The sequence below is a fragment of the Pseudomonas sp. IT-P218 genome, from assembly GCF_949767605.1.
Taxonomy (GTDB): Bacteria; Pseudomonadota; Gammaproteobacteria; order Pseudomonadales; family Pseudomonadaceae; genus Aquipseudomonas; species Aquipseudomonas putida_AE.
This window is the reverse complement of record NZ_CATKQQ010000088.1, coordinates 46,904-70,007: the sequence shown is the minus strand read 5'-3', so window position 1 is coordinate 70,007 and position 23,104 is coordinate 46,904. Positions and strand designations below refer to the sequence as shown.

35 protein-coding genes are annotated in these 23,104 nt (G+C 57.4%); 18 read left to right on the top strand and 17 right to left on the bottom strand.

Annotation, left to right across the window (positions count from 1 at the left end; genetic code table 11):
* Positions 1-397: 397 nt before the first annotated feature.
* The gene (locus ACM6I6_RS28025; protein ID WP_414921143.1) at positions 398-1,117 is read right to left on the bottom strand and encodes a hypothetical protein; all 720 of its coding nucleotides are present in this window, start codon (positions 1,115-1,117) and stop codon (positions 398-400) included.
* 366 nt (positions 1,118-1,483) lie between these two features.
* On the opposite strand from ACM6I6_RS28025, the gene ACM6I6_RS28020 reads away from it, so the two are divergent.
* Entirely contained in the window at positions 1,484-2,332 is an 849-nt protein-coding gene (locus ACM6I6_RS28020) for a hypothetical protein (RefSeq protein ID WP_414921056.1), read from the top strand.
* 38 nt (positions 2,333-2,370) lie between these two features.
* Here the strand turns inward: ACM6I6_RS28020 and ACM6I6_RS28015 are convergent, their stop codons facing one another.
* Entirely contained in the window at positions 2,371-4,176 is a 1,806-nt protein-coding gene (locus ACM6I6_RS28015) for a DNA cytosine methyltransferase (protein ID WP_414921055.1), read from the bottom strand.
* Between the two features lie 69 nt (positions 4,177-4,245).
* Here ACM6I6_RS28015 and ACM6I6_RS28010 point away from each other — a divergent pair, with 69 nt between their 5' ends.
* Complete coding sequence (locus ACM6I6_RS28010; protein ID WP_414921054.1) at positions 4,246-5,016, top strand: hypothetical protein; 771 nt, start codon at positions 4,246-4,248, stop codon at positions 5,014-5,016.
* Between the two features lie 19 nt (positions 5,017-5,035).
* Here the strand turns inward: ACM6I6_RS28010 and ACM6I6_RS28005 are convergent, their stop codons facing one another.
* Both ACM6I6_RS28005 and ACM6I6_RS28000 read right to left on the bottom strand, forming a co-directional pair.
* On the bottom strand, positions 5,036-5,197 hold the full coding sequence (locus tag ACM6I6_RS28005; RefSeq protein ID WP_414921053.1) for a hypothetical protein: 162 nt from the start codon (positions 5,195-5,197) through the stop codon (positions 5,036-5,038).
* Entirely contained in the window at positions 5,198-5,596 is a 399-nt protein-coding gene (locus ACM6I6_RS28000; RefSeq protein WP_414921052.1) for a hypothetical protein, read from the bottom strand.
* Positions 5,597-5,693: 97 nt separating this feature from the next.
* On the opposite strand from ACM6I6_RS28000, the gene ACM6I6_RS27995 reads away from it, so the two are divergent.
* Both ACM6I6_RS27995 and ACM6I6_RS27990 read left to right on the top strand, forming a co-directional pair.
* The gene (locus ACM6I6_RS27995) at positions 5,694-5,909 is read left to right on the top strand and encodes a hypothetical protein (RefSeq protein ID WP_414921051.1); all 216 of its coding nucleotides are present in this window, start codon (positions 5,694-5,696) and stop codon (positions 5,907-5,909) included.
* Positions 5,910-6,030: 121 nt separating this feature from the next.
* A complete protein-coding gene (locus tag ACM6I6_RS27990) occupies positions 6,031-6,261 on the top strand; it encodes a hypothetical protein (protein WP_414921050.1) in 231 nt (76 codons plus the stop codon).
* A 23-nt stretch (positions 6,262-6,284) separates the two neighbouring features.
* Here the strand turns inward: ACM6I6_RS27990 and ACM6I6_RS27985 are convergent, their stop codons facing one another.
* The 10 genes from ACM6I6_RS27985 to ACM6I6_RS27940 all read right to left on the bottom strand — a co-directional run bounded on the left by ACM6I6_RS27985 (position 6,285) and on the right by ACM6I6_RS27940 (position 12,061).
* Positions 6,285-6,608, bottom strand: a complete 324-nt coding sequence (locus tag ACM6I6_RS27985) for a hypothetical protein (protein WP_414921049.1) — start codon at positions 6,606-6,608, stop codon at positions 6,285-6,287.
* Positions 6,609-6,689: 81 nt separating this feature from the next.
* Positions 6,690-7,046 (bottom strand): hypothetical protein, encoded by a 357-nt coding sequence (locus tag ACM6I6_RS27980; RefSeq protein WP_414921048.1) that lies wholly within the window; start codon positions 7,044-7,046, stop codon positions 6,690-6,692.
* Position 7,047: 1 nt separating this feature from the next.
* A complete protein-coding gene (gene ssb / locus ACM6I6_RS27975; RefSeq protein WP_414921047.1) occupies positions 7,048-7,521 on the bottom strand; it encodes a single-stranded DNA-binding protein in 474 nt (157 codons plus the stop codon).
* Between the two features lie 9 nt (positions 7,522-7,530).
* Positions 7,531-8,148: a lambda exonuclease family protein gene (locus tag ACM6I6_RS27970; RefSeq protein ID WP_223504275.1), complete on the bottom strand. Its 618-nt coding sequence runs from the start codon at positions 8,146-8,148 to the stop codon at positions 7,531-7,533.
* A complete protein-coding gene (locus tag ACM6I6_RS27965; protein ID WP_414921046.1) occupies positions 8,132-8,914 on the bottom strand; it encodes an ERF family protein in 783 nt (260 codons plus the stop codon). Before ACM6I6_RS27965 ends, ACM6I6_RS27970 begins: the two co-directional genes overlap by 17 nt.
* Before the next feature lie 7 nt (positions 8,915-8,921).
* Complete coding sequence (locus ACM6I6_RS27960; protein ID WP_414921045.1) at positions 8,922-10,076, bottom strand: hypothetical protein; 1,155 nt, start codon at positions 10,074-10,076, stop codon at positions 8,922-8,924.
* Positions 10,077-10,232: 156 nt separating this feature from the next.
* Positions 10,233-10,427 (bottom strand): hypothetical protein, encoded by a 195-nt coding sequence (locus tag ACM6I6_RS27955; protein ID WP_414921044.1) that lies wholly within the window; start codon positions 10,425-10,427, stop codon positions 10,233-10,235.
* On the bottom strand, positions 10,424-10,615 hold the full coding sequence (locus tag ACM6I6_RS27950) for a hypothetical protein (RefSeq protein ID WP_414921043.1): 192 nt from the start codon (positions 10,613-10,615) through the stop codon (positions 10,424-10,426). The genes ACM6I6_RS27955 and ACM6I6_RS27950 overlap by 4 nt, the downstream gene beginning before the upstream one ends.
* A complete protein-coding gene (locus ACM6I6_RS27945; protein WP_414921042.1) occupies positions 10,612-11,031 on the bottom strand; it encodes a hypothetical protein in 420 nt (139 codons plus the stop codon). The genes ACM6I6_RS27950 and ACM6I6_RS27945 overlap by 4 nt, the downstream gene beginning before the upstream one ends.
* A gap of 355 nt (positions 11,032-11,386) precedes the next feature.
* The gene (locus tag ACM6I6_RS27940; protein ID WP_414921041.1) at positions 11,387-12,061 is read right to left on the bottom strand and encodes a polysaccharide lyase family 7 protein; all 675 of its coding nucleotides are present in this window, start codon (positions 12,059-12,061) and stop codon (positions 11,387-11,389) included.
* A 431-nt stretch (positions 12,062-12,492) separates the two neighbouring features.
* On the opposite strand from ACM6I6_RS27940, the gene ACM6I6_RS27935 reads away from it, so the two are divergent.
* Positions 12,493-12,810 (top strand): DUF1654 domain-containing protein, encoded by a 318-nt coding sequence (locus ACM6I6_RS27935; protein WP_414921040.1) that lies wholly within the window; start codon positions 12,493-12,495, stop codon positions 12,808-12,810.
* A gap of 49 nt (positions 12,811-12,859) precedes the next feature.
* Here ACM6I6_RS27935 and ACM6I6_RS27930 read toward each other — a convergent pair whose 3' ends face one another.
* Positions 12,860-13,678, bottom strand: a complete 819-nt coding sequence (locus tag ACM6I6_RS27930; protein ID WP_414921039.1) for an XRE family transcriptional regulator — start codon at positions 13,676-13,678, stop codon at positions 12,860-12,862.
* 106 nt (positions 13,679-13,784) lie between these two features.
* Here ACM6I6_RS27930 and ACM6I6_RS27925 point away from each other — a divergent pair, with 106 nt between their 5' ends.
* The 9 genes from ACM6I6_RS27925 (at position 13,785) to ACM6I6_RS27885 (ending at position 18,634) form a co-directional block, all read left to right on the top strand.
* Positions 13,785-14,012, top strand: coding sequence for a helix-turn-helix transcriptional regulator (locus ACM6I6_RS27925; RefSeq protein WP_414921038.1), 228 nt, complete (start codon positions 13,785-13,787; stop codon positions 14,010-14,012).
* 29 nt (positions 14,013-14,041) lie between these two features.
* Positions 14,042-14,230 (top strand): hypothetical protein, encoded by a 189-nt coding sequence (locus tag ACM6I6_RS27920; RefSeq protein WP_110658565.1) that lies wholly within the window; start codon positions 14,042-14,044, stop codon positions 14,228-14,230.
* A gap of 20 nt (positions 14,231-14,250) precedes the next feature.
* Positions 14,251-14,490, top strand: coding sequence for a hypothetical protein (locus ACM6I6_RS27915; protein WP_414921037.1), 240 nt, complete (start codon positions 14,251-14,253; stop codon positions 14,488-14,490).
* Between the two features lie 82 nt (positions 14,491-14,572).
* The gene (locus ACM6I6_RS27910; protein ID WP_414921036.1) at positions 14,573-15,334 is read left to right on the top strand and encodes a phage antirepressor KilAC domain-containing protein; all 762 of its coding nucleotides are present in this window, start codon (positions 14,573-14,575) and stop codon (positions 15,332-15,334) included.
* Positions 15,334-16,125: a Pyocin large subunit-like protein gene (locus ACM6I6_RS27905; protein WP_414921035.1), complete on the top strand. Its 792-nt coding sequence runs from the start codon at positions 15,334-15,336 to the stop codon at positions 16,123-16,125. Before ACM6I6_RS27910 ends, ACM6I6_RS27905 begins: the two co-directional genes overlap by 1 nt.
* A gap of 35 nt (positions 16,126-16,160) precedes the next feature.
* Positions 16,161-16,916, top strand: coding sequence for a replication protein P (locus tag ACM6I6_RS27900; RefSeq protein ID WP_414921034.1), 756 nt, complete (start codon positions 16,161-16,163; stop codon positions 16,914-16,916).
* Between the two features lie 91 nt (positions 16,917-17,007).
* The gene (locus ACM6I6_RS27895; RefSeq protein ID WP_414921033.1) at positions 17,008-17,478 is read left to right on the top strand and encodes a hypothetical protein; all 471 of its coding nucleotides are present in this window, start codon (positions 17,008-17,010) and stop codon (positions 17,476-17,478) included.
* Positions 17,475-18,056, top strand: coding sequence for a recombination protein NinG (locus tag ACM6I6_RS27890; RefSeq protein ID WP_414921032.1), 582 nt, complete (start codon positions 17,475-17,477; stop codon positions 18,054-18,056). The genes ACM6I6_RS27895 and ACM6I6_RS27890 overlap by 4 nt, the downstream gene beginning before the upstream one ends.
* Positions 18,053-18,634 (top strand): hypothetical protein, encoded by a 582-nt coding sequence (locus ACM6I6_RS27885; protein WP_414921031.1) that lies wholly within the window; start codon positions 18,053-18,055, stop codon positions 18,632-18,634. Before ACM6I6_RS27890 ends, ACM6I6_RS27885 begins: the two co-directional genes overlap by 4 nt.
* 109 nt (positions 18,635-18,743) lie before the next feature.
* Here the strand turns inward: ACM6I6_RS27885 and ACM6I6_RS27880 are convergent, their stop codons facing one another.
* Positions 18,744-19,346 (bottom strand): hypothetical protein, encoded by a 603-nt coding sequence (locus tag ACM6I6_RS27880; RefSeq protein ID WP_414921030.1) that lies wholly within the window; start codon positions 19,344-19,346, stop codon positions 18,744-18,746.
* Positions 19,347-19,580: 234 nt separating this feature from the next.
* Here ACM6I6_RS27880 and ACM6I6_RS27875 point away from each other — a divergent pair, with 234 nt between their 5' ends.
* A complete protein-coding gene (locus ACM6I6_RS27875; protein WP_414921029.1) occupies positions 19,581-19,913 on the top strand; it encodes a phage holin, lambda family in 333 nt (110 codons plus the stop codon).
* A gap of 3 nt (positions 19,914-19,916) precedes the next feature.
* A complete protein-coding gene (locus tag ACM6I6_RS27870) occupies positions 19,917-20,111 on the top strand; it encodes a hypothetical protein (RefSeq protein WP_414921028.1) in 195 nt (64 codons plus the stop codon).
* Between the two features lie 95 nt (positions 20,112-20,206).
* Here the strand turns inward: ACM6I6_RS27870 and ACM6I6_RS27865 are convergent, their stop codons facing one another.
* Positions 20,207-20,638, bottom strand: a complete 432-nt coding sequence (locus ACM6I6_RS27865) for a hypothetical protein (RefSeq protein ID WP_414921027.1) — start codon at positions 20,636-20,638, stop codon at positions 20,207-20,209.
* A 196-nt stretch (positions 20,639-20,834) separates the two neighbouring features.
* On the opposite strand from ACM6I6_RS27865, the gene ACM6I6_RS27860 reads away from it, so the two are divergent.
* Together ACM6I6_RS27860 and ACM6I6_RS27855 are read left to right on the top strand one after the other, a co-directional pair.
* Positions 20,835-22,241 (top strand): DUF1073 domain-containing protein, encoded by a 1,407-nt coding sequence (locus tag ACM6I6_RS27860; protein ID WP_414921026.1) that lies wholly within the window; start codon positions 20,835-20,837, stop codon positions 22,239-22,241.
* Positions 22,174-23,103, top strand: coding sequence for a phage head morphogenesis protein (locus ACM6I6_RS27855; RefSeq protein WP_414921025.1), 930 nt, complete (start codon positions 22,174-22,176; stop codon positions 23,101-23,103). Before ACM6I6_RS27860 ends, ACM6I6_RS27855 begins: the two co-directional genes overlap by 68 nt.
* The last annotated feature ends 1 nt before the right edge of the window (position 23,104 follow it).

The following is a 23,104-nucleotide window of genomic DNA, read 5'->3' as shown; positions in this document are numbered from 1 at the left end:
ACTGTAGGTCCTACGATGAGGTTGTCAGCGACGGCACCATCATTGACGTGCAGGCCAGAATTTCGAGGAAGGGAAGAACGCAATTGTTTATCGGGGTCTACGACAAAAATGGAGCTCCTCTGTTTGAGGAAGCCCACGAATCCTTGCCGAATGACACCATGACCACCGCGCTTGCGTGGGGTGTGAATCGTGCACGAGGTATCGCGGCTGGCAATTGTGTTTTGTCGGCTCAATCTCATGTTGCGAATGGTGCATCTACTCAGTCTCATCACCAGCCAGCAGCCTAAAAGCAATCCCGAAGGCGGCGCCGCACCGGTCTATCTTTGGTGCGGCGCTGATTCGGCTCATCACCGCGGCCCCTTGTAGCAGTACACGTAGGCGAACCAGGCGAGGGCGATCATGGCGTCACCCGCTTGAACTCGACGACCCAGACCCAGGGGTTGGCGTCCCAGTCGCCACCGGTCGACTGCCAGAGCCCGGCGAACCCATGGATAACCGCCTCCTTGCACTGGTGTCGACTCGGTGAAGTTTCCAGGAACTGCTGACACATCGCGGCATCAACACCTTCGGCTTCTGCCTGGTCTCCGCTGATGTCCTGCAATCGCTCGACTCGGACGTCGGTGATCTCCAGCAGGATGCGGCAGGCAGCCCGCGGCATGTGAATGCTGGGCTTGTGCTTCAGGCCGAAATCCTTTCGCGCCTCGTCGCTGTGCGAACCTGGGCAATAGTCAGCTGCATAGGCGTAGCGCTGGAGGGGGCCGTCTGGGTCCGGGCGGTGTTCGACGCCGGTGCCGTGCAGATCGATGAAGGTCTCGCGCACCCACAGTCGATCGCCGCGGCTGCCATAAGGGCATCCCCCGTACATGGCCAGCTCAGCGGCGCATTCCTCCTCGGTCGCACCGAACGCTGCGAACCCCCAGCGCGGATGGTCTTGAACTACGGCGATCCACTGATGTTCGGGGGAGTCGGACTTGCTGCGGCTCGGGATCTGAGAGCCCCTGATCGGGCGCCGCGTAACCGTCTTTTGTCCGGACAAGATTGAGCGAACCATCGCACCGTTGAAAAGAATGGGCCGCTCTTTATGGAATGGCTCCGGCGCCTTAGGCGGTTTCGCCATTTGCGCCTGGCACCGCTTACAGCTGACCGACTCACGTTGGCGGGTGCCATCCCACTCTACGTCGGAATCTTCGTGCAGCCCACAAGCCGAGAGCGCCCAGCGCTCATTATCCTGAGTACATCCTGAGTCGACGATTAGGTGATTTTTCCTGGGCATGACTTCGTCCTTGCCGCTATAGCGGCTGACTTTGAAGGGGGAGGACGCTGCTAGTGGCGTCGGAATTGGTATGAATGTTAGTCTTCAGTTACTGTAGGTTTTTCGGATTAATCTAGGATCGAATAAAGCCTGAAACAAACGAGGTGAGTTGCAACTTTTATAAGAATTCGGCTCTCTTGTCTAAAAATTAACCATGGTGCTGGGATTGAAATGCGTAATTGGATTCGTAGTTGCTGCGATGCTTTTGTAAGTTTCTGTAAAAAATGGGCTTTTGTTATAATTGGCATAGAAATCATTGTTGTTTCTATCTTGATGGTGTGGGGTGGTGCATTAAAGGCGCAGGCATTAACTCCTGCAGATTGCATACAAGTAGTTATTATGGTTTTTATCGCAGGTACTATGTTCGTTGGGATTAAATCTCACAATCATGAGAAAGAGTACTCTCAATCTGCTACAAATTTAGAAAGCGCTTTGTCCTTAATAGAGAGGGCTGCCCAAGTGCTTGTGGTGGACGGTAAATTAACAAATGATAGAGTGGCCTGGGTAACTTGCGCGCGCCTGATAGCACGCGCTGAAGTATTGGGTCAGAAAGTCACTACTGAGACTCACACATTGATTTTCGAATCTGAGCGTGACTTTCAAAGGCACAAATTTCGAGATATGCTGAAAATCGGCGGTGAAGAACTTAAAGGCTCATTTTTTTGTGGGGGTGATCAAAGTCAGACCATTGGTGGGGTTGTAAGTGGTTTCGATCATCCTGAAGGGGGGAGAAGCTGGATTCCCACTAGAATAATTAATGTGGTGTATACGTTCATGAGTTTTCCTGAAAATTATGAGGACCCGCTTAGGTCTTCAGAAGACTTCGGGGCCAAAGAACGCAATCGTTTATATCAGCTGGGGCATGAAGGCGTTCGTGAGTATTTGGTCTTTAGAAAGATTTTTCTGATAATTGGGAAAAAAGTTCTTAAGAAAAGTGATAAAAAGGGCGAGCCTCTAAGTGCTGAAGCTATTGATGATGTAATAGCTGCCGATATGCTGATGCTTGAGCTTGAAGAGTGAGGAGGAGGAATGCTTCCTCCGGTAGTTGAAGCGTAGGCCTATGCGGCGAGCCGTTGGTAAAGCTCAATGATGTCGGAGGCGTTCGCCCTTACCAGAGCCTCTGCTTCGTCCGGACAAACACTGTTGCCGATAAGCCGCACCTGGTCCGTCTTGTTGATGTCGCGCCACTCTTCGGCACCGGTCACCGGGTCAACAAACAGCCCGCGATCAATGATGTAGTCCTTGTCGAAACCCTGGGCTGCCTTCAGCTCTGGCGGCTGCAGCATGCGCAGGGTGATGTCGACCAGCACATAGCCACCGACCATGACCAGGTCCGCCGGGTCTTTGAAGTGCTCCGGCATATGTTGGTGCATGAACGCGGCGCAGCGGCGGGCGCCTTCCAGTTGCTCCGGCGTCAGTGTGTCCGGCACTTGCACCACCTCGACCAGCGCAACCCGGTCCTTCGTCGGCAGGGTGTGCATCGGTTCGGTGAGCGAGATGCCGTCTTTCTCGTTGCCGTAGTACTTCACCAGGTAGGCGTTCACCAGCCGCTGGTTGGCGCCGGATTGGCAGATAGTCGAGATAGGGTCAAAGGCCGAGCGCCCGTCGCCTTTGTAATACCCGCCATTCGCCTGTTCGAAGAACGCAGCGACGACACCGTGTCGCGCGGCGCCGGCCAGCACGGTCTGTGTTAGCTCTTCCGGCGAGCTTCCGACGGCGTTCTGCCCGAAGGCTGTCATGTGCGCGGCAACCATCGCGAAGTGGCCGCCTTTGACTTGGGCGACCTGCGTGCGCAGCGGTTCTTGCGCGTCGAAGTTGCGCTGCGACGATCCGTTGGCGCACTCGGTGAGGAACGGCGCCGCTACCGGCTGCACCAGTGCGTGATGCGTGCCGCCGGCGCTGATGGTCGATAAGGCCTCGTCGACGCCGTGGGTGCTGGTGAGCGCTTCGGATGTGCCGCGCATTGGGACAATGAATGGCTTCGCACTGGTCAGCACGTGTCGCCAGCAACCCTTGGCCACCCGGCGCATGGTGTTCATGGCCATCGGTTTATCGCGGAAGATCGTGCGGCCCAAGTTGCTCCAGTCGATGCATTCCGCGGCAGTTCGCCAAGGTTGCTGTTTCGCCGTCGGCACTTTGTAACGCTTTGGCGCTGGCCACACTATCGGCTTACCGTCGCTTCGGGCCACCAGGTACAGGCGCTTGCGGATGGTCGGGGTGCCAGCGTTGGCCGCGATGCGCTCGCGCCATTCGACGTTGTAGCCAAGACCGCGCACCAGGCTTTCCGCTGGGACGTATTCGCCGATCGATTGCAGGATCTCTGGCATGTCCGGGTGATCGGCGGCGAGACCGGTGCTGAGCGCGGCGATGAATGCCTTGAAAGTCCGTCCACGCTCGGCCTTGATCGGCTGGCCGTCTTCGTCAATCGGACCCCAATCGCAGAACTCTTCGACATTCTCCAGGAACATCAGGCGAGGCCGGGTGGCGTGCGCCCAGCGAACAACCACCCAGGCGAGCCCGCGCACCCCGCGGTCACGCGGCGCGCCGCCCTTGGCCTTGCTGTGATGCCGGCAATCCGGTGAGGCCCAGAGAATGCCGACCGGCTGGCCGCCCGTGGCATGGACCGGATCCACCTCGAACACGTCCGCAACATAGTGCGCCGTTTGCGGATGGTTGGCGCGGTGAACCGCCAGCGCGATCGGGTTGTGGTTTACCGCGACATCCGGCTCCCGGTACGCCCGGGCTATCCCCGTGCTGGCACCGCCGCCGCCGGCGAACAGGTCCACCACAAGTTCCTTTTCGAATGGCAGGCCCATGCTTGGCTGACGGTTGACGAGCTGGGGTAATTTCTGTTGTGCGTACATAGGGGATCCTCGCCGGGAGCGCGCGGCTTCGGCATAATCGTTAAAAAATTTTGGAGAGGTGGTTTGAAAATGGATCGGATGGTTTGGGGCGGATGTGCACTACTGTTCTTTGCTGGCGGAGTTTATTTCAATATTCTTCCGGACTTTACTTGGAAGAAAGAGGCGTCTGTTGCGGACGTTGTGGGCGGAGTTTCTGCAATTGCTGCTGCATTTGCAGCATATGCATCTTGGAAGGCAGCCAATATATCAAAACAGTCTGCCGAGGATAGTAAGTCATTTACCAGGGCTCAGCTTTATGTGAGTCACAGACAGGATTTTATAGAGCTGCTTGATTATATTGCGACTGAGTTAAAGGTTATTTTTTTCAGGAAAAATGATTTGTATCGAAAACTCTTCCCCAAAAATCATTACTCAGGCGAGGTGTTTGATGCAATCGGTCAGGCGGATGTGGTGGCTCAGTGGGCATTCAAATACTCTTCGATTGTTGCCACCACAAAGGGAATCCCAACCGATTTGGAGTTGGATCAATGGATAATCGAGTGCTCAAATTTGAGCGAGGAGATGAATTTTGTGTTTCCGCAACTTGCTGAGCCTGAGTTGTATCTGTATGCATCGATAGAACCAATTCAAACTCAATTTGGAGAGAGTCCTGCGAGGCCAGTGTTTTTGTTGGCCGAGGCGATGAACCATTTGTTGGCATTTTGCGGGCGCGAAAAAGTTGAGCCGCTTGTGATGGATGACCACCCATTTGAAAAGCACTATTTGAAGTACTTTCAAAAAATCAAAAAAGGGCATCCAATGCATTATGTTAGAGATCGATCTAAAGAAAGTACGGTTTAATAATATAGATCACATAGGATCAGGCAACGGTGCGCTGATTCAAAAGCTGCTGGCGCGCAGCTTCAAACTCGCCCGCCACGATCTCGGCGGCACCTACGGTGTGCTCTCCGTTTTCCTTCAGCTGGAATCCGAGGTTGAGATAAATGACGCCTTCATGCTTGAAGGAAACGCCGCCGCTCAACTAAACACTGCCCCAGTCCACGCCGAGAGCTTTCCATACATCATCCTTTCTAATGCGCGCAGGGCAATGTAGTTGCCTCGAACCAAGCAGCCGTTCGTGCTCAGCTTTGTACGCTGCTCTCGCTTCTTTCGTGGCGCCTTTCTCCGGCTTTGCCGAATTCCGAAGAGCGCGGTAGCCATACTGGTCCGGACGCCGCCAATGTACGTCAAGGTCCCGACTGTCGCTGATCTTCACGCCGCCGACATAGCTGTCATTGCCTGAATACATTGGAGAGCTAGGACCGCCGAATACGTCTTTGAGGGCCTCGCGCTTTCGGTCAAATTCGACCCGCTTGGCGCCCCATGCCTCGATGGCGGCCAGCGCCGGCGCGGCGTTGGTCTTGTAGAAGTAGCTGCTCATGACAATCTCCAGGCAGTCGCCAGCCTCGCCGGCTGGCGTGATTCGTTGAAGTGGGGTATTTGTATTCGGCCTGGCATGGGCCGGATCAGGGGTGAAAATGGCATTCGATAAACGAACCCAGCGGTTCATCAATGGTCTCGATACGGCGAAGGCACAAGTTGCGGCAGATGGCATAGAGCTGACGCCGGAAGAGGCTGTGAAGGCTGCGATGAAAAGAGCTCTAGGCTCGAAGACGGTGAAAAAGCGCAAGAAAAAGAAGGGCCGCGGCGGATCACCGTTTCTACCGGGTAGCTTCGAAAGCTCTTCCAGGTAGGCGCGGCCTCCGTGACCGGTGGTGGCATAATTTGATAGCGGTGGTGTCTGAGGTGTAAGATCGCGACCACTACAGTGATCGCTTAGCGGCGATTTCTCATGAGCACGGGCTAACAGCTCGCGTGAAAGAAAAACTCTTAAGCTATTTTTTTATTGCATCGAGCCTAGTGACGTTGTGCGGTTTTCCATTACTTGATGGCATTCCACTTATTTACCATATCGATCTAGGAGTAATTTTGATGGCTATAACAGCAGCATTTGGATGGGGCGGGGCGGCGCTGGGAGCGATCGATATTCAATTGTTAAGAGTCGGACGAGTAATGCAGCTGCCGGACAGTTCCGCAGAGGGTTAAAATCCTTCCGCTCCCTCCAAATTTTAGTCCGGAGCGACAATCTCGTCGCCTGGATCGCGTTTCAACTCGACCAAGCTTTGATTGTGAAATTCACGCGCCACGCTCTCGCTAATTATGATTTCGTGGCGCGCACGAAGCGCATTCCGCGCACCTTCAGGTCCGAGCGAATGCACGTACCGTAGGACGCCCTCGATAACAGAGGCCTGCTCGGTATCCTCGTTCCAGGCCATCAACTCTTCAAGAATGTTGCGTGTGCCGAGTCGGCACCGATGTCGGAGTTCCTTCTCGTCGAGTTCGATCCGCTTCTTGGCAGCCTTGACCGACCGCTCCTTTCCACTTTTGGCCATGGCCAACCTCATCTATGCCGCTGGCCGGCAATGCCAGCCAGGTTTGTCGTTTGCGTTGCTGGACGCGTGCCATCCTGCGCATCAGGCTGATGCCGGGAAGTCGAGTGAGTAATCGGCGATCAGCCGGCGGCACAGAGTTTCGCTGATGCCGAGGTGCTTGCTGGCCTTATACCGTGTCATGCCGGCCGCTTTACACTCCACCAATTGAGCGGCCAGGGCGGCTTTTTCGTCGTTGTTGATGACTCTTCCGCGCTTGGTCTTCGGCGCCTCGATGTTCCGATACCCGTACGCCGGCTTCGGGATTTGATCGACACCGGGACTGTCTTTGCCGATCCCAGTAGGGATCAGCTGTGCCTGACCCCCGGATGCAAAGAAGGCAGCTTTCGCCGCCTCCAGTCCACTTTGCCGCTTTGCGGCTTGTTCGATTGCTTGGTCCATGTCAGGCACCGTTTAAAGGGTGGAGGGGCGCGAAGGGGATGTCGTCGTCGAAGCTGTCGGGCGGGGCTGCCTGCTGGTTCTGGGCTGGTCTGGCTGCCGCCTGCTGCCGGGACTGCTGAGGCCTGGCCTGCTGCTGCGCCTGATTGGCCGCCTGAGGCGGTGAGCCGACGAACTTGATCAGGATAATCTTGCCTGTCAGCTTGAAGCCCTCGCCGCCGCTGGTCTTGGCGTACGTTTCGATGTGGGCATCGTCCATGGTGAAGTAGATCTGCTGGCCTTTGAGCAGATAGGGCGCCATGGCTTCGGCCTGCTTGCCCCAGAGGGTGGCATCGACCCACTGAGTCGGGCGCTTGCCATCCTGACCCTTGCGACCGTAGTCGCAGGCGAGGGCCAGATTGACCACAGCGTCACCGCCCGGGGTGTAGCGCAGTTCAGCATCACGGCCAATGCGGCCGACGTCGGTAAGTGTTGGCATTGGGTTTCCTTAAGCGGCGATGCCGAGCACGCGGTTCATGCGCTCGTCGAGGATTTCGTAGAAGGTTTTGACGCGTTCGCTCATCTTGCGAATCATCACTTCGTCACGGTAGGCACGCTTCACGAACAGCTTCATGCCCGGCCAGTAGCTGACGAAGTCGATCCACTCGCGATCCGACACCCACAAGCCGCCCTGGCACTGCGCGACATGCTCCTTGGGGATCTCGCCGGACAGGATCACTTCCACCTGAAATTTCGGCAGCTTGGTCTTGATCTCGCACAGGCCGTCTTCGCCGATCAGCGAGTCTGGCGAGTAGCCGATACCGTGATTCAGGATGATGCCGACCTGCTCGGTGGTGACGTCCAGTTGCGACTGGTACAGGCCGCGGGCGATGCCTTCGTATTCATGGCCGCGCTCGGTGTGGCGGTTACCCTGGAACGGATCGGCAGCTTCACCGGTGATGCGCTCGCCGATCAGCGTGTTCATGTAGGTGAAGGCGCCGGCGCCGAAACCTGCCTCACCCTTGCCGTTGACCAGCAGGGTGTCCAGCTCGGAGCAGGTCACGATGCCCAGGCGTAGATCCAGCCACTCTTGAGTCCCTTGCTCAACGTTACTGATGATTTTCATCGTCTTTCCCTTCGGTGGTTTTGCTGTTTTGGGTGGCTGACTTGGTGAGCATGGCCAGCACCTGGTCGAACAGTGACTTCTCAACTGATGCCGGCGTGCCGTGCATCTTCTTGAAAGCCTCTTTCGCCTTGTCGCTGCATTTCTCCAGCAGAATGGCGAGCTGCGCGGCCTGGGCTGAAGTCACGCGCGGCGTCACCTGCGCGGCCGGCCCGTTGCCGTCGTCGTCTTCGCCGGTGGTGGTGAAGTTCAGCAGCAGGCCTGCGGTGTAGCGTTTGCCGTAGCTGACGCTAGAGGCGACCGCCTGCACGCCGTTTTTGCTGCCGGACGCATCGACAGGCAGAACAATCGAAGTTACTTCCCGGTGGCCGGCGCGATGGCTCAGCACACCTTCGACCTCGATGCCTCGCTCATTGCGAGGGGTGCGGAAGGTGATGGCGAATCCATACTTGGCCATCACCGGCTTGATCATTTCGTTGACGTCTTCCCAGAGCGCATAGGTGCTCTGGACCCGGCCGTTCTTGTCCTTGATGCCGCCGCGTTCGCCGATCACCGGCATTTCTTCCTGCATGTGAGCCAGGGCATCGTCGTATTGCTGCTTCGCCTGCTGAGCCTGGAAGCGTTCGTGCATCAGCATCAGGCGCTCCATCTTGTCGATGTCAGCGTCGGGGCTCATGGCCACCTGCTGGATGATCGACATGATGGTCGCCGATTCGGTTTGAATGGCCGGCACGCGCTCGACCTGGTCTTTCACTGCGAGATTACTCATGGCGACCTCAATACTTGATGGAAATGGCGGGGATGAAGCCGCTGGCGATCAGCTTGACAGCCAGGCGGGCGCATTCTTCGTTCATGCCGTTGGCGATGAATGCCTCTTTCGCTGCTTTGTAGATGGCGCCTTTGTGGGCCCGATCTGCCTCGCGCAGCTTTTCTTGGCGTAGGATTTCGTCGGCCGCGGCGTTCTGGCGGGCGATCTCGTCCAGTCGAGCTTGCTCAACCGCTGCGGCTTGACGCTGCTCGGCGGCAATGCGGTCCTGCTCAGCGCGGCGAATGGACTCGACACGATCCGCCTCGGCTTGCAGCTTCTGGCGCTCGGCCTGTTCAGCGGCCAGTTTCAGCTGCAGGGCTTGGTTAGCAGCGGCAGCCTCGGCCTCGCGGACTTTGCGCTCGGCGTCGCGCTGAGCCTGTGCAGCCTGATCAATCAGCGCCTGTTCACGTTTGGCGGCTGCATCACGCTCAGCCTGGGCTTTTTCTTCGGCTTCACGCTGGGCTTTCTCTGCCGCTTCCCGGGCGATTGCGGCTTCATGGTCAGCCTTGGCCCGCGCCTCTGCTTCAGCGCGCAGCCTGGCCAGTTCTGCTTGCTCAGCTTCGTACTTCTGGCGGGCGGCGAGGGCAGAGCGAAGCACGCTCAGGGCTTTGTCCTTGGCACGGGCTGCTTCCGGCTCGAATTCTTCCCAAGCATCGCCCAGAGCAATCGCTTCGAGCTGTGCGACTCGGTCGGTCAGGTCTTCGGCGGTGATGCCGTCCAGATCCACGGCCATCAGCCGGATGCGCTCGATCGCGTCATTGTGCTTGTCGACCCGGGCGTCCTCAGCGGCTTGCCACTCATTCAGCGGGCGGCGGACTTCTTCCTGCCATGAGTCCAAGGTGTCGCGAACGCGCTTGCGCTCGGCGTCGATCTTCTTCGGGACTTCCTTCAGGTCGGCGACCAGCTTCTTGCCGACGTCGTCCAAGGCCGTCTTGGAGCGGGCGACTGCATACGCCATTGAGGCGATCGCATCGCGACCCTTGCGGGTGCTGATGTCCGGCGTGAAGCCATCGATCTTGGAGCGAATCACCTGCAGCCAAGGCTCAAGACCCTTTTCAGTGCTGTAGACGGCGAGTGCGGTTTCTTGCGGCGGCACTACGGCCAGTTCGGTTTTTGCGGACATGGGGAATCCTTGCCGCGATGCTCGCAGCGTTTGCAGGTGGTGGTTATTGAGTGATCTGGCCGGAGTAGGCGCTTGCAAGCATCCAGGCGGTGAAGAGAAGCAGGGCAACGGCTGAGCCGCGCCAGGTGTGGACGCGCTTGGCGCGCTGGTAGGAAGTCATGGCCGAACCCTCACAGCGATCCGTCCGCCCTTCATGGTCGCAGCCAGGCGATGCGGTAGGTTGGCGACCAGTTCTTCGCGCTTGCGACCGATAACCTCATTGAAGGGCAATCCGAAACTGAGAATGGCGATGCGCCGCTCGATAGCTTCGAGCTGCTCATCGATCAGCGTTTTTACCGGTGCTGTGCTCATGACAACTCCTTGCGCTTCCGGCTGATCTTCAGCAGGCGAGCGCTGTAATGGTGGAATTCTTCGGCGGTGATCTCGCCGGCGGTGAAGAACCTCACGAGCAGCCCGTCGGCGAGGCTGTCATCGATGTCTCGGCTGCCGGTGTGCTCCAGGGCTTCAAGCGCTTGATCGATGGCGATGTGCGGGCTCACAGATCGGCGTCCTCGGCCTGGGCGATCAGCGCATCGTCTGCGAGGGGCTCGAGCAGGACTTCGGCAATCTCGCCAAGCTTGCCCAGCGGGTGATCGCTATTGCCAAGCAACTCAGCTACAGCCGTCTTATCAGTGTTTCCGGTCGTCGCCGTGATCAGCAGCCATCCCAGCGCCGAGGTGTGCACCTCGCTGTCGGCCAGGCGGTTGTTCACGTACTCATCCACTGCCAGGGCGAATTCCTCGGCGGTCACGCCTTGCTGAGGGCGCATGCGGCGCTGAAACGAAACGCTGCAGCCGCGCAGGAGCTCTTCGGCGGCGTTGTGCAACCACTCGGCCCGAGCATCATCGTGCGGGCTGTGGCTCACTGGAGGCGGCTTGCGGTGATGTCGAGGCAGATAACTATGCGTGGTGTTCATGATCGCCTCCAGAGGGCGAGGTGGAGTAGGCGAGGGCCGCCCATCCGTTTTAAACATATGGACCGCGGGCCATTTGGCGCGATCCACTTTTCAGATAAGCGATGCAGGGGGCCGCGTTGCGCGGTGCAGAATCGTCCGCATCGGGGTGTGATCTGGCCGGCGCTGATCTCCGGCTTGCGTGTGAAGTGTCAGGTTCAACCGAGCCGACCAGCTTTCGCCCATCGGCGCCGCACTTGTGAGCCTGCGTCGTTTCGCATCAGCCTGCGCATTCAGATCACACTCCGATGCGGCCTGGTGCTGGGGAGTACCAGGTGCTCGGGCAGTTATCGTCAGGCTGACGTGGCGCTGGTTGGTCTTACCCGTGCGTGATGGATAGATCACTGATGACACAAATCGAAGCGTCCTCGGGATCGGTTGATTCGGAGTAGTCGATCTGGTTGTACACGCCGCCGTGGAAAGCGAGAGTTTTCGTGTCCCAGGTGTTGTCGAGGCGCATGATTGCGGAAGTAGATTTGACGCCGTTACAGCTCGCCGATACGGAAACGGCACCGCTGGAGTTGGCGTGAATGTTGATCTTGAAGAGCGCGCCGAGCGGCACGTTTTCCAATACCGTCGAGTTGACCGGATCGTCTTGTAGGTAGCTCGACCGAAACCCCATGGTGATTTTGCCTTTGTTCCAGAACACCTTCACCGGAGGGCGCTCGGAACCCTGCACGTGAATTTGGCCGATCACGACCTTCTGCAACGAATTGACCTTCGTCAACCGCATTTCTTGACGGCACCAATGGTCTGCAGCACTAGAAAATGGCCAGTAACCAGGTTCTTTCCATTCGCAGCGAGTTCGATGGACGCTTTTACTGGAAGCTCCAAGAGTGGGCGCTGTCATCTGCAGCGATCCGTCGGGAAGCATCGAGATGACGCTGGGGCATTCGATCAGCGCTCGCCAACCGATCAGGTCGAGGGAGATAGGGTTCGTGTCGGAAATTGGAAGCGGGGTGGCGATGGTGAAGTTGCTGATGTCCACAGTCATTGTCGATTCCTTATTGCCTGTTGATTTCCCGTCTGGCCCTGTCGCCAAGGCCAGCCAGTGAAATCTTGTTTTCCGCTGGCACCGCATAGCGGGTCATTCACGCGGTTCGAGCCTTTCGCTCTAGTCAGCCGTCGAGGTGGTCCTCGCGTTGGTAGCCTTTCGGGGCTATCTGATCTCCGGTCGCCGTAGAGGCAGTGCCGTCTTTTTTCGTATTGCGCTGATTGTTAAAGAGCGGTCAGGCCCTTTGAGGCCCTTCGCAGTGGCTGTGTGTCGCTGCGATGGGTGAACTATCACGTATCGTGTTTATTTCGTCAACACGAGATGTGATTAATTTTCAAAATTAAACACGGCAAAAAATGGTTCCGTGTTTTGAAATGGTGGGATATGCTTTGCGAAACCTGTATGGATATACAGCATCTAAGGAGTAATAGATGTCCAGGCCGCAAAAGCAAAAACAACAGGAGAGGGTGGAAGTGTCCGGGCTCGAGCGCCTAGCACTCAGGGTTTCGTCGATGATCAATCATCCAATTGCTCAGCTGCAGCGCTGGGTGACGATCCATCGTCTCGACACGGACGGTGAAGAGGAGTGGGCAGAGGTGATGGGCATACTCACCGAGATAGGCGGCATAGAAATGATCTTCAAAGATGAAGGCGAATCGGTGACGCTGAAGTGGGAGCCTACGCCTGAGGATGAGCGCCCGGCAGAAACGGAGTTTGAGCCAGCAGAACATGAGGCGGCGCCTTTCTGACAGCCACAAAAAAGCCCGCTAAGCAGCGGGCTTTTTCTGTGCATCAGGTTTAAACCAGGTGGGCATTCCATACGAGTAGAACTCGCGCTTGTATGTAGGTTTCATCACGCCTGATCATTCTCGCTTTGTGCCGTGAGTTGTCGGAGATCATCTCAAAATGATCAGAGTCGGCAATCTGCAGACGCTTGATATAGATGTGGTCCTGCCAGCTGAAGAAGTAAATTCCATCCCCGACGAATTCGTGAATGCTCACGTCTACAATCAGCGGATCGCGGTGCTTGATGGTCGGCTCCATTGACTGGCCCCAACCGGTGATCATCTTCAAGTGGTAGTGCTCTTGGAACTCGACACCAAGTTCGCGCAGGTGCCGAGGGCTTACCCTGACATCCTTGAACATTTCGGGATAATCGTGAGGTATTTGCCCTCCACCCATGGCGCCACGAACGTCGTAGTGGGCAATCCACACTTCATCCCCAACCAAGCCAGGGCGAGAGAAGTCGGCGGTGATTACATTGCTGGCTGGCTCAACACTTTCAGTGGCAGCAAGGATTTTCTCCTTGATGTGTGTAGGCAGTCTTTTCCCCGCTTGAGCAAGCATTTCACGGACCAAATCTGCAGACCCGGATGCAGTGGCGGTAGCTGCTGAGGTCGCGTACGAGGTGCCGCTTGTGAGTAGGATTTCGGATACGTCTACCCCGATAGCTTTCGCCATTGCAGCGATATCAGCCAGCGATGGTTCGCGGCTTCCTGCCTCGTAGTTTCCTACCCTGGACTGTGATTTCCAGCCGCAGGCTTCCGCGAGCTGCGCTTGAGACATGCCCGCTGCTTTCCTGAGGCGCTGTATGCGCTGACCTAATGATTCGTTCATGCGCGGGATTCAATCACGAATTGAAATACCCGGCTTTCACTTATTGTGTTTGCCAATAACACGATACGTGTTTATCCTTCATTCAAGAGCCATAGGAGCGAATTTCATGAACCACGTCCGAAGTATCCGAGAGAAGGCCGGGATTACCCAGGCTGCTCTTCGTCGGTCGCTTGGGTGGAATCAGTCTCGCCTCGCGAATTACGAGTCCGGACTTCGTTGCCCTGGGCTAAGCGAGGCACGCCTCATCGTTACCGCGCTGAATGCGCTCGGCGCCAAGTGTGGTCTCGACGAGGTTTTCCCCCCTGAAGATTTGAACAGCCAGTCCGCTGCATAACCATTTTGATAAGTCGCAAGGAGCAACAAATGTACGAAGACCCTAAGCATCTGAACCACAACGAAACCAAGGTGCGCTTGAGCGACGAGTACGACGAATATCTGCGCTCGCTCGCAAAGATCCACGGCACTCAAAAGGCCGTGCTGGCCCGTGAAATTCTGAAAGCTGCGATCCAGCAGATGAGGGATGAGCTTACCCGGATTCAAGACATCGCCTGAAGGCCCCCAATGGAGGCTTTATGCCTGAGAACCAGAGCGAGCTGCTTTTGCGGCAGATCGCGGACGTAGACGACATCAAATTTCTTGAAGAGGTCGCCACCATGCTCGGTATCCCGATAGAGCAGCTGGCTAAAGAGAGGATTGAAAAGCTCATCGTCACCAGGACAAGACCCAAGACGATGACGGGAACGGTCCAGCCATTCAGGCGACCCTATTCCCATCCCAAAAGTCGGGCTGATGAGGGCCTGAAAAGTGTTTAACCCCAAATCGCAGACACAAAAAAACCGACGGGCAAGGTCGGCTTTTTCATTACGTACTGCTTAAAACACTGTGAGGCAGATTATGCATACCTCAAACAATGATGTACAGGGCCTGAAAAAGTCCGCGCCACATTTCCTCCAGTCGCAAAACGTGTCGCGCACTATTTCCAGCATCGAACTCCGCGACATGGTCAACGAGGCTCGCAGCCAGGCTGGCGAGCCGAAAGTCAGGAACGACCAGTTCATTATCCGCGTGCAAGACGAGCTCGGCGATGAGCTGGGGGAGTGCAAAATAATTGCACACCCCCAGAGCCGCGTGGATATGGCCAGCTACGAGCTGACTCTCGATCAATGCATGCTCGTAGGCATGCGCGAATCGAAAGCCGTTCGCCGATCCGTACTGCAAAAGCTGAAGGAGCTGGAGGGGCCCCGCGTCATTGCCACGCTTCCTGACTTCTCCAATCCGGCAGCAGCGGCCCGTGCCTGGGCCGAACAGTTCGAACTGCAGCAGGCTGCCAATCAGGCCTTGATTGAGGCAGCTCCGAAAATTGCCTTCGTCGAGAAGTACGTCGATTCGACGGGGCTCAAGGGCTTTCGTCAGACAGCCAAGCTTCTGAAGGCCAACGAGTCGCGATTCCGTGAATTCCTGATCGACAAAAAAATCATGTACCGCATGGGCGGCGAATGGCAGGCCTACCAGCCTCACATCGACGCCGGGCGCTTCGAAGTGCGGGCCGGCACCACTGACGGCGGGCATGCCTTCAACCAGTCCAAATTCACCCCCAAGGGCGTCACTTGGGTTGCTGGCTTGTGGGCTCAATACCAACTTCGGGAGGCCGTGTAATGGCCGGGGACTGGATCAAAATGCGCATCGAACTTCAAACCCATCCGAAAGTTTTCCGCATGGTGTCCGCATTGAAAGCGGACAGACTTCGGATCATTGGTGGACTGCATGTTGCCTGGAGTACTTTTGACACTCATTGCGATGACGGTGTGCTCGTTGGCTACACCACTGAAGCGATGGATGCTGTTGTCGGGTGGCCGGGTTTCACGCAGGCCATGATCGACGTTGAGTGGGCCTGCATGGAGGATGAGGGCCTTGTAATGCCTCGCTTTGACGAACATAACGGGGCAAGTGCAAAGCGCCGCGCCAACGATAACGAGCGCAAACGGAACGACAGAAAGACGAAAAACGTCCGCAATGTGTCCGCTAGTGATGCGGACAAATTGCGGACCAGAGAAGAGAAGAGAAGAGAAGATAAAGATCAAAAGCCTTCTGTCGATGATGCAGTCGATTCGGCTGAGCTGTTCGCCCGATTCTGGACGCTGTATCCCCGCAAGGTCGGCAAGGAGGCTGCACGCAAGGCGTGGGACAAACTCACCCTGACCGCCGAGCTGTTCGAGGTGATGGTTCAGGCCCTGGGCGCGCAGAGCGTCAACACCGAATGGACCAAGGACAACGGCCAGTTCATCCCGCACCCGTCGACCTGGCTCAACGGCAAGCGCTGGGAGGACGAAGTGCCCGAGCCGGCGCCCGCTGCGAACAATGTTCACCAGTTCCCGCCTCGTCGTCAGGCCAATGGCCCCGACTTCGATAACCGAGCCTGGGCTGAGAACTTGGACGGTGGTCTGTGAACAAGCCAAAGCCGCCGAGGAGCGCGGCTCAACTCATGAAGGTCACCGGTGCGACCACTGACCTGCGCGCTGCTGTTGGCAGTTACCAGCCTCCGGCGATGCCGGTCATGCCCAAGACCCTGCCGCCTGGAACGATCGATGTCGTCAACGCCTTGTTCAAGGAACTGCAGGCCATCTTCCCGGCTTGGAAGCAGGCTTGGCCGACCGATGACGCGCTGGATTCTGCCAAGCGCAGCTGGATCAAGGCTTTCATCGTCGAGGGGATCACCCAACTGGAGCAGATCCGATTCGGCGTTGAGCGTTGCCGTTCGCTGGGCACAGACTTTATGCCGAGCGTGGGTAGATTCATCAAGCTGTGTCAGCCGACTCCGGAAATGCTCGGCATCCCGCCTCACGACAAGGCATTTCGCGAGGCGCTGGAAAATTCACACCCAAGCAGGTTTGGCGATCGCACCTGGTCACATCCGGCCGTTCGCCACGCAGCGCTTCAATGCGAGATACACAACCTGGGCGATCTGATCCCGGAGAAGGCCAGCGAGGTATTCGACCGGGCCTACGAGATCACCATTCGCCGCCTGGTAGCGGGTCTGCCGCTCGAGGACATCGCCATTGGCATCGGCCACGACGGCCAAAAGACCGAGCTGGAACTGGCCGAGGAATTCGCCAATCAGCGCCAGGTTCGGCTGCTGGACGTTCAGGGCATTCCATCGTCGGGCGGCGCCGCGCGTGCGCAGCTGCTGGCAAGACTGAACATCAAGCGCGAGCCGCAGCTCGGCAAGGAGGCTTCCTGATGGTTGCTCAATCCAAAATCACCCTGGCCTGCACCGCGGCCGGTTTCTCCATCGGCGTGTTCTGCGTCCTGTTCACAATGGCGGTGACGTCATGACCGACAAGATCAGCGTCAACAGCCAGGCAAAGCTGTCCGAGGCCATCACCAGCCTGACCGCAATGTACCGCGACAAGAAGTTCGTCGTTGTGTCGCTGCGCCCGGGCAAGGATCGCACCCTGGATCAAAACGCCCTGTGGTTCTCGCTGTACCAGCGTATCACCGCGATGACGCAGATCGGCGACGTTGAGGATGCCCGCCGATACTGCAAGCTGCATTTCGGGGTCCAGATCCTGCTGAACGAGGAAGACGACTTCCGTGCGGCCTGGTACCAGACCATGCGTCACCTGAGCTACGCGCAAAAGCTCGAGATGATGGGAGGGTGCTCGCTGTTCGGCCCGGATGGATTCCCAGTAACCCGGTTGTTCAGTCGCGCCCAGGGCATCGCCTACACGGATCGCATCGTGGCGGACTTCACTGAGCGCGGCGTGGTGTTCACGGATTTGCTGGGCGAGGTGGCTGCATGAGTCTTTCAGCAAAACAGCCTCGACCGAAGAAGTGCAGCGTCACGTCGTGCAGGGCCTCATTCGTCCCCAAGGAAAGCTTTCAGAGTTGGTGCTCTCCGGACTGCGCGGTCGTGATCGCCCGACGTAGGCAGGAGAAGAAACGCAAAGAGCTCGCCGCGATCGGGCGCCGCGAAATCAAGGTTCGCAAGGAGAAGCTCAAAAGCCGGGCGGACCACCTCAAAGACACGCAGATTGCCTTTAACGCCTGGGTGCGCGCCCGTGATGCCGAGTTGCCGTGCATCAGCTGCGGCCGGCACCACCAGGGTAAGTACGACGCAGGCCACTACCGGACAGTCGGGAGCAACCCCGCGTTGCGTTTCGAACCACTCAACTGCCACCGACAGTGCTCGCCGTGCAATACCCGACTCTCCGGGAACATCGTCAATTACCGGATCGAGCTGGTGAAGCGGATCGGCGCCGAATCGATCGAGTGGCTGGAAGGCCCGCATGAGGCCAAGAAATACACCGTCGAAGAGCTGAAGGCGATGACTGCCGAATACCGGGCAAAGACCAGAGAGCTGAAAGGGAGAGCAGCATGAAGATCAATTCTGCACGCCAGGCATGGCATGACTGCACGTACAACCCGGCTCCGGGCCAGACCTCGGACGTCGCCGTTCTGGGCGTTGTGGTCCAAAGCACCGAGCGCGGGCCAACTGCGAATCACGCAGTGCACGGCGCATTGGCTGGCCAGATTCAATCGGCGATCGCGCGGCTTCACCGCCAGCTCCGCGCATTCGGCAATGCCATGTATGCGGCCGAGCCGACTGATGATGACCGGGAAGAGGCGGAAGAGGCGGTGTTCAATCTGGCGTGCGCCCGGGCACCGCGCATGACTGCCGACAAGAGGGAGCGAGCCGAGTACGTGGCCAAGGGGGTGTTCCGTCGGTATCGCTACATGCACCAAGGCGGCCAGTCGGCCAATGATGACCCGCTGATCAAGCCTGAGCTGTTCAGGACTTGGATGAATGGCGAGTACGGGGTCAAGCTTCCATCCGCTGCCTGGGGCCGAGACTGGGAGCCGTTTGTTCAGCTCTGCTTTGACGCCTGCTACGACATCGACGCAAAGGCGCTGAGCCCGATCGGTGGAGTGATTTACAAGATGCGAGAGGCCGCTTGACTTCCCGCACGGCTGAGGGCATTATTTCGCCACTGTTAGAGTTTTGCCTTCGGCAACTTACTCATTGAACAAAAAAACCCGGCCATCGCGCCGGGTTTTTTATTGCGTGTTATTTGCTGCATTCCACGATCTGAAACAGGTTGAACCATTTCAGATGAAGTGGACGCTCGGTAACTGCTTCAGGCGTGCCTTCTAACTCAGCGATGGGGTCTTCCTTCCCCTCAGGCCACGTTGAAAAATCGGCTACGACGATTGCCGATGTGAGTTGAATGTTTTCACTTCCCCCTTGTTTGAAGTAGTCCGGGAAGCCATTGCTCAGCGGGTCAATGCGAACATAAAATTTATTTCGCCAATACGCTTCGTGGCTTATGCACTCTTGAAGAATCAATGGGTCTTGAATTCTGGCTTTCGTGCTTTTGTATTCCTGTATGAGTCGTGCGGACGTGAGCCAGTTGATTCGGCTTTTTGGCGGGATGTTTAAGCTAGCATTGCCTCCATCAAGGGTGCTGTACGATCTCTCCAAAGTAGTTATCGCATGGGCGAGAAGGCGTTCATTTTTTCTCTCATTTTCCGCCGCTGCATTAGCTTTTGTATGATTGGAGTTGTTTTCCTTGATTGCTCTGAAAGCCGCATAGGCTGAGGCTGCGCCAGTGATGGCTGATAATGCCGCAGCTACAGCAGCTACCGTGGTCCAAATCAAATTCCATTCCATAAAATTCTCCAGTCTTGGCAAAGTCCGAGGCTCGTTTGCCAATCATTTTTAGTCAAGTAGATCGAACATCCTTTAAGCCCATTATCGGCTCGCCCGAATAGGGCCTCATTCAGGCCTCTGCTTCCGCAGGGGCTTTTTCGTATCTGGCACCCACGCCATCGTCCTTGCTCCGAGCGGATGAGAGAGGCGGGGAGTGCCGGACCTATTCTCGCTCCCCGCAAGGGAGGACGCTGGATGTCACATATGCCAGAGAAGAACCCAGAAACCTGGCTCATCGTCATGGCCTGGCTCAGCCAGAACTCACCAATGCTCTATGCCGCGGCGCTGTCGTGCTGGATCGCCTTCTTGCGCGTCATCTACGGCGGCGGTGGACGGCGACAGGCCGTGCTTGAGTCCTGCCTGTGTGGTGCGATCACAGCCGGGGCATTCCCGCTGCTCGAATACTTCAATCTCCCATCGAGCCTCGCAGCTGCCGTCGGCGCCTGCATCGGCACCCTCGGCGTGAAGAAGGTTGCCGCCCTGGCTGACCGCTTCACCGACTTCAAATTGCCCAAGCGGCAGGAGTGACCTATGCAACTCATCGACAACTGGAAACAAGCGCTGAGTATGTCCAGCGTTCAGGCCGGCGGTGCCATTGCTGCCCTGGGCATTGCCGAGCAGCTGATGCCACAACTTCAGGCAGTGCTGCCACCGGTGGCCTATGGCGTGTTGGGTCTGCTGGTGATGATCGCTCGCGTGGTCCTTCAGCCGAAGCTGAGCAAGTGAGAAAACTCGCTCGACTTCATCGCGCACCTTCGGAAATTAAGCCCCCTTGCTGTTTTACGGTGCAGTAGCAGGAGGGGTGGTAGCCCCAGAGAGTTTTAGCGGCCGACGAGCAATTTGGTTTCGCAGAAGCTGAAGTCGTACTCAAGCAGTGCGTCGCTCATGTTTCCCCAGTGAGCCTCCAGAAGACGAGCAGCCCGCTCCGAAACTAAGAACGGCACAGTTTTAAATCCCTCCGCGGCCAGTGCCAGCGTGCGGTGCCGGCCTGACATGATGTCAGGCTCAGTCGTGAAGATTAACGAGCAAATTTCAAATGCGGGGGATTCCGCTGAACGAATGAAGTCGATCGCATCCTGAAGTCGCCGGGCGTGATTAATTGCTGGAGCGCTCTTCAAGCCCTGTCGAGCGATGTTTACTGCCGACGCCGAATCAAGGATCACGATTGCTGGAATATCACCAGGGCGGTAGCCAGTTGAGAAAAAATCAGGAAGCGGGAGGTGAGGGCGGTCAGTGCAAGTCAGTTTCAGCATGTCGGTCTCATCATCAATATCGAAGCTTTGCGGTGTGCGTTTTCGATACATGCCCTGCTAATCGGATCACACTGCAGAAATCTTTACTCGAATCCGATTTTTTTTTTGCGCGCCTCAAATCGAGCAGTCGCTTGTGGGTCAACTTCGCGACACAAAACGATCATCGCGAAAACGTGTCGCGGAATAGGACCTAATCATGACCGAGTCAAAACCACGAATTCAGGTGCATTCGGGTGGGGTAGTCACGACTGACAGCCTCTCGAACCTGGTAGCCAATCTCGGGACCGGTCGAGACAAGCGCACGCACAACTCTTTCGGCTTCGAGTTCATCAATCAGTTCGAGCTGGAAGCTGCGTATCAGTCCAACTGGATCGCCCGCCGGATCGTGGACAAGCCGAACGAAGACGCGCTGCGTGAGTGGCGCAAGTTCAGTGGCAAGCAGTCCAAGCAGATCGAATCCGAAGAGCGCCGCCTCGGTGTGCAGCAAGCCTATCTGGATACCTGTTGCTGGGCTGACCTGTACGGTGGCGCAGCGCTGCTGATGGTGACCGGCCAGGACCTGAGCAAGCCGCTCGATCTGGACAAGGTCAAGAAGGGTGGCCTGAAAAATCTGGTCGTCCTCGATCGCTGGGACATTCAGCCGATCAAATTCAACTTGGAAGACCCGCTCAAACCGAACTGGATGCAGCCTGAAAGCTACATGATGGTCAACGGCACCCAGGATATTCACTACAGCCACATCGTCCGCCGCACTGGGGCTCGCCTGCCGCGCCGCATGCGCATGTTCGAACAGGGCTGGGGCGACAGTCGCCTACGCCGCTGTATGTCTGACCTGCGCGACGTGGTGGCCACCAAGGGCGGTATCGCCTCCCTGGTACTGGAAGCCAACGTCGACACTATCAGCGTGAAGGGCCTGCAATCGGCCCTGGCCAGCGCACAGAGCGAACAGATCACCAACCGCTACCGCATGTTCGGCATGCTCAAGTCGATCATTAACTTGGGTCTGCTCGATCAGGACAATGAAACGTACGACCGCAAGAGCATCGCCTTCTCCGGCCTCAGCCAGATCATGGAGCAGTTCATGGTGTGGACGGCAGGCGCCGCTGAAATGCCGGTGACCGAGTTGTGGGGCCAATCAGCAGCAGGCCTCAGCTCAACCGGTGAAGGCGATTTGAAGACGTACCACGGCACGATCAAGGGCAAACAGGACGGCCAGATGCGTCTGGACCTTGAGGCGCTCGACCAGGTGCTGATCCGCTCGGCGCTCGGCTCGTACCCGGAAGGCATCGAGTTCGAGTGGAATCCGCTGTCGCTGCCTTCGGGCAATGAGCAGGCTCAGGAAGACCTTGCCGACGCCCAAGCGGATGCGATGAACATCGAGAGCGGTGTGATTCGCCCAAGCCATGCCATGCGCCGCGCACAGTCGAAAGGCACCTACGCCATCACCGATGAGCAGATCAAGGCTCAAGAGCAGCTGGAGAAGGATCAGGACAATGGCCTTGGCGACGACGGCAAAGACCTCCCCGGTTTCTCCCTTGGCGAAACTGACGGCGACGAACCAGGCGCTGATGGAAAAACGCCGGAAAAAGCCGAAAGCGCCTAAACCGGTGATGCCCAGCAAGGAGGCTGAGCGCTACTACCTCGGCCAGCTGCGTGCATTGGTCAGGGCGATGGCTTCTGAGCTGATCGCCTCGCTTGAGCCGGCATTGAAGCGGCTGAAGCCTGCCTACATCGCAGACAGCCGCGTGACGCTCGATGGCAGCTGGACCGACGAGATCCTAAAGTCGATTCGCAGCGTGTCCCAGCGCTTCACCTCTCCACTGTTTGAGGCGCAGATCCAGCGGGTGGCGGCTACGACCATCAGTCGTGCTGAGGCCGACAACGCCGAAGACTTCCGCGTCTCGATCAACAAGGCCGTGGGCATCGACTTCCAGCTGATCACCAAGCCCAAGGGCATGACGGATTATCTGGAAGCCTCCACTGCCGAGAACGTCAACCTGATCAAGTCCATCCCGGCCGACTACTTCAAAAAGGTTGAGACGATTGTTCTCGGCGGCATGAAGGACGGCCTCGCGCCTACCACCATCGCCAAGCAGATTCAGGAAGAGACGGGTGTCAGTGCGCGCCGGGCAAAGCTAATTGCGCGTGACCAGATGGCGCAACTCAATTCAGACCTGACCCGGCAGCGCCAGACCGCAGCCGGGATCGTGCACTACAAGGTCCAGGATGCTGACGACGTGCGGGTATCCGGCAACCCGTCCGGCAAGTACCCCAGCGCGAAGATCAGCTGCTGGGGGATTGCGCGGCAAGACATCGGCTACGGGCCTGGGGTTTACAAGGTGGCAGAGGGTGCGACCTGGAAGGGTGTCACCAACCTGCACCCGGGCAAGCACCACCCGCTCTGCCGCTGCGTCGGCATTGCCATGATCCCCGGCGTGAATTATTTCCCCGACAAGAACGGGTAAC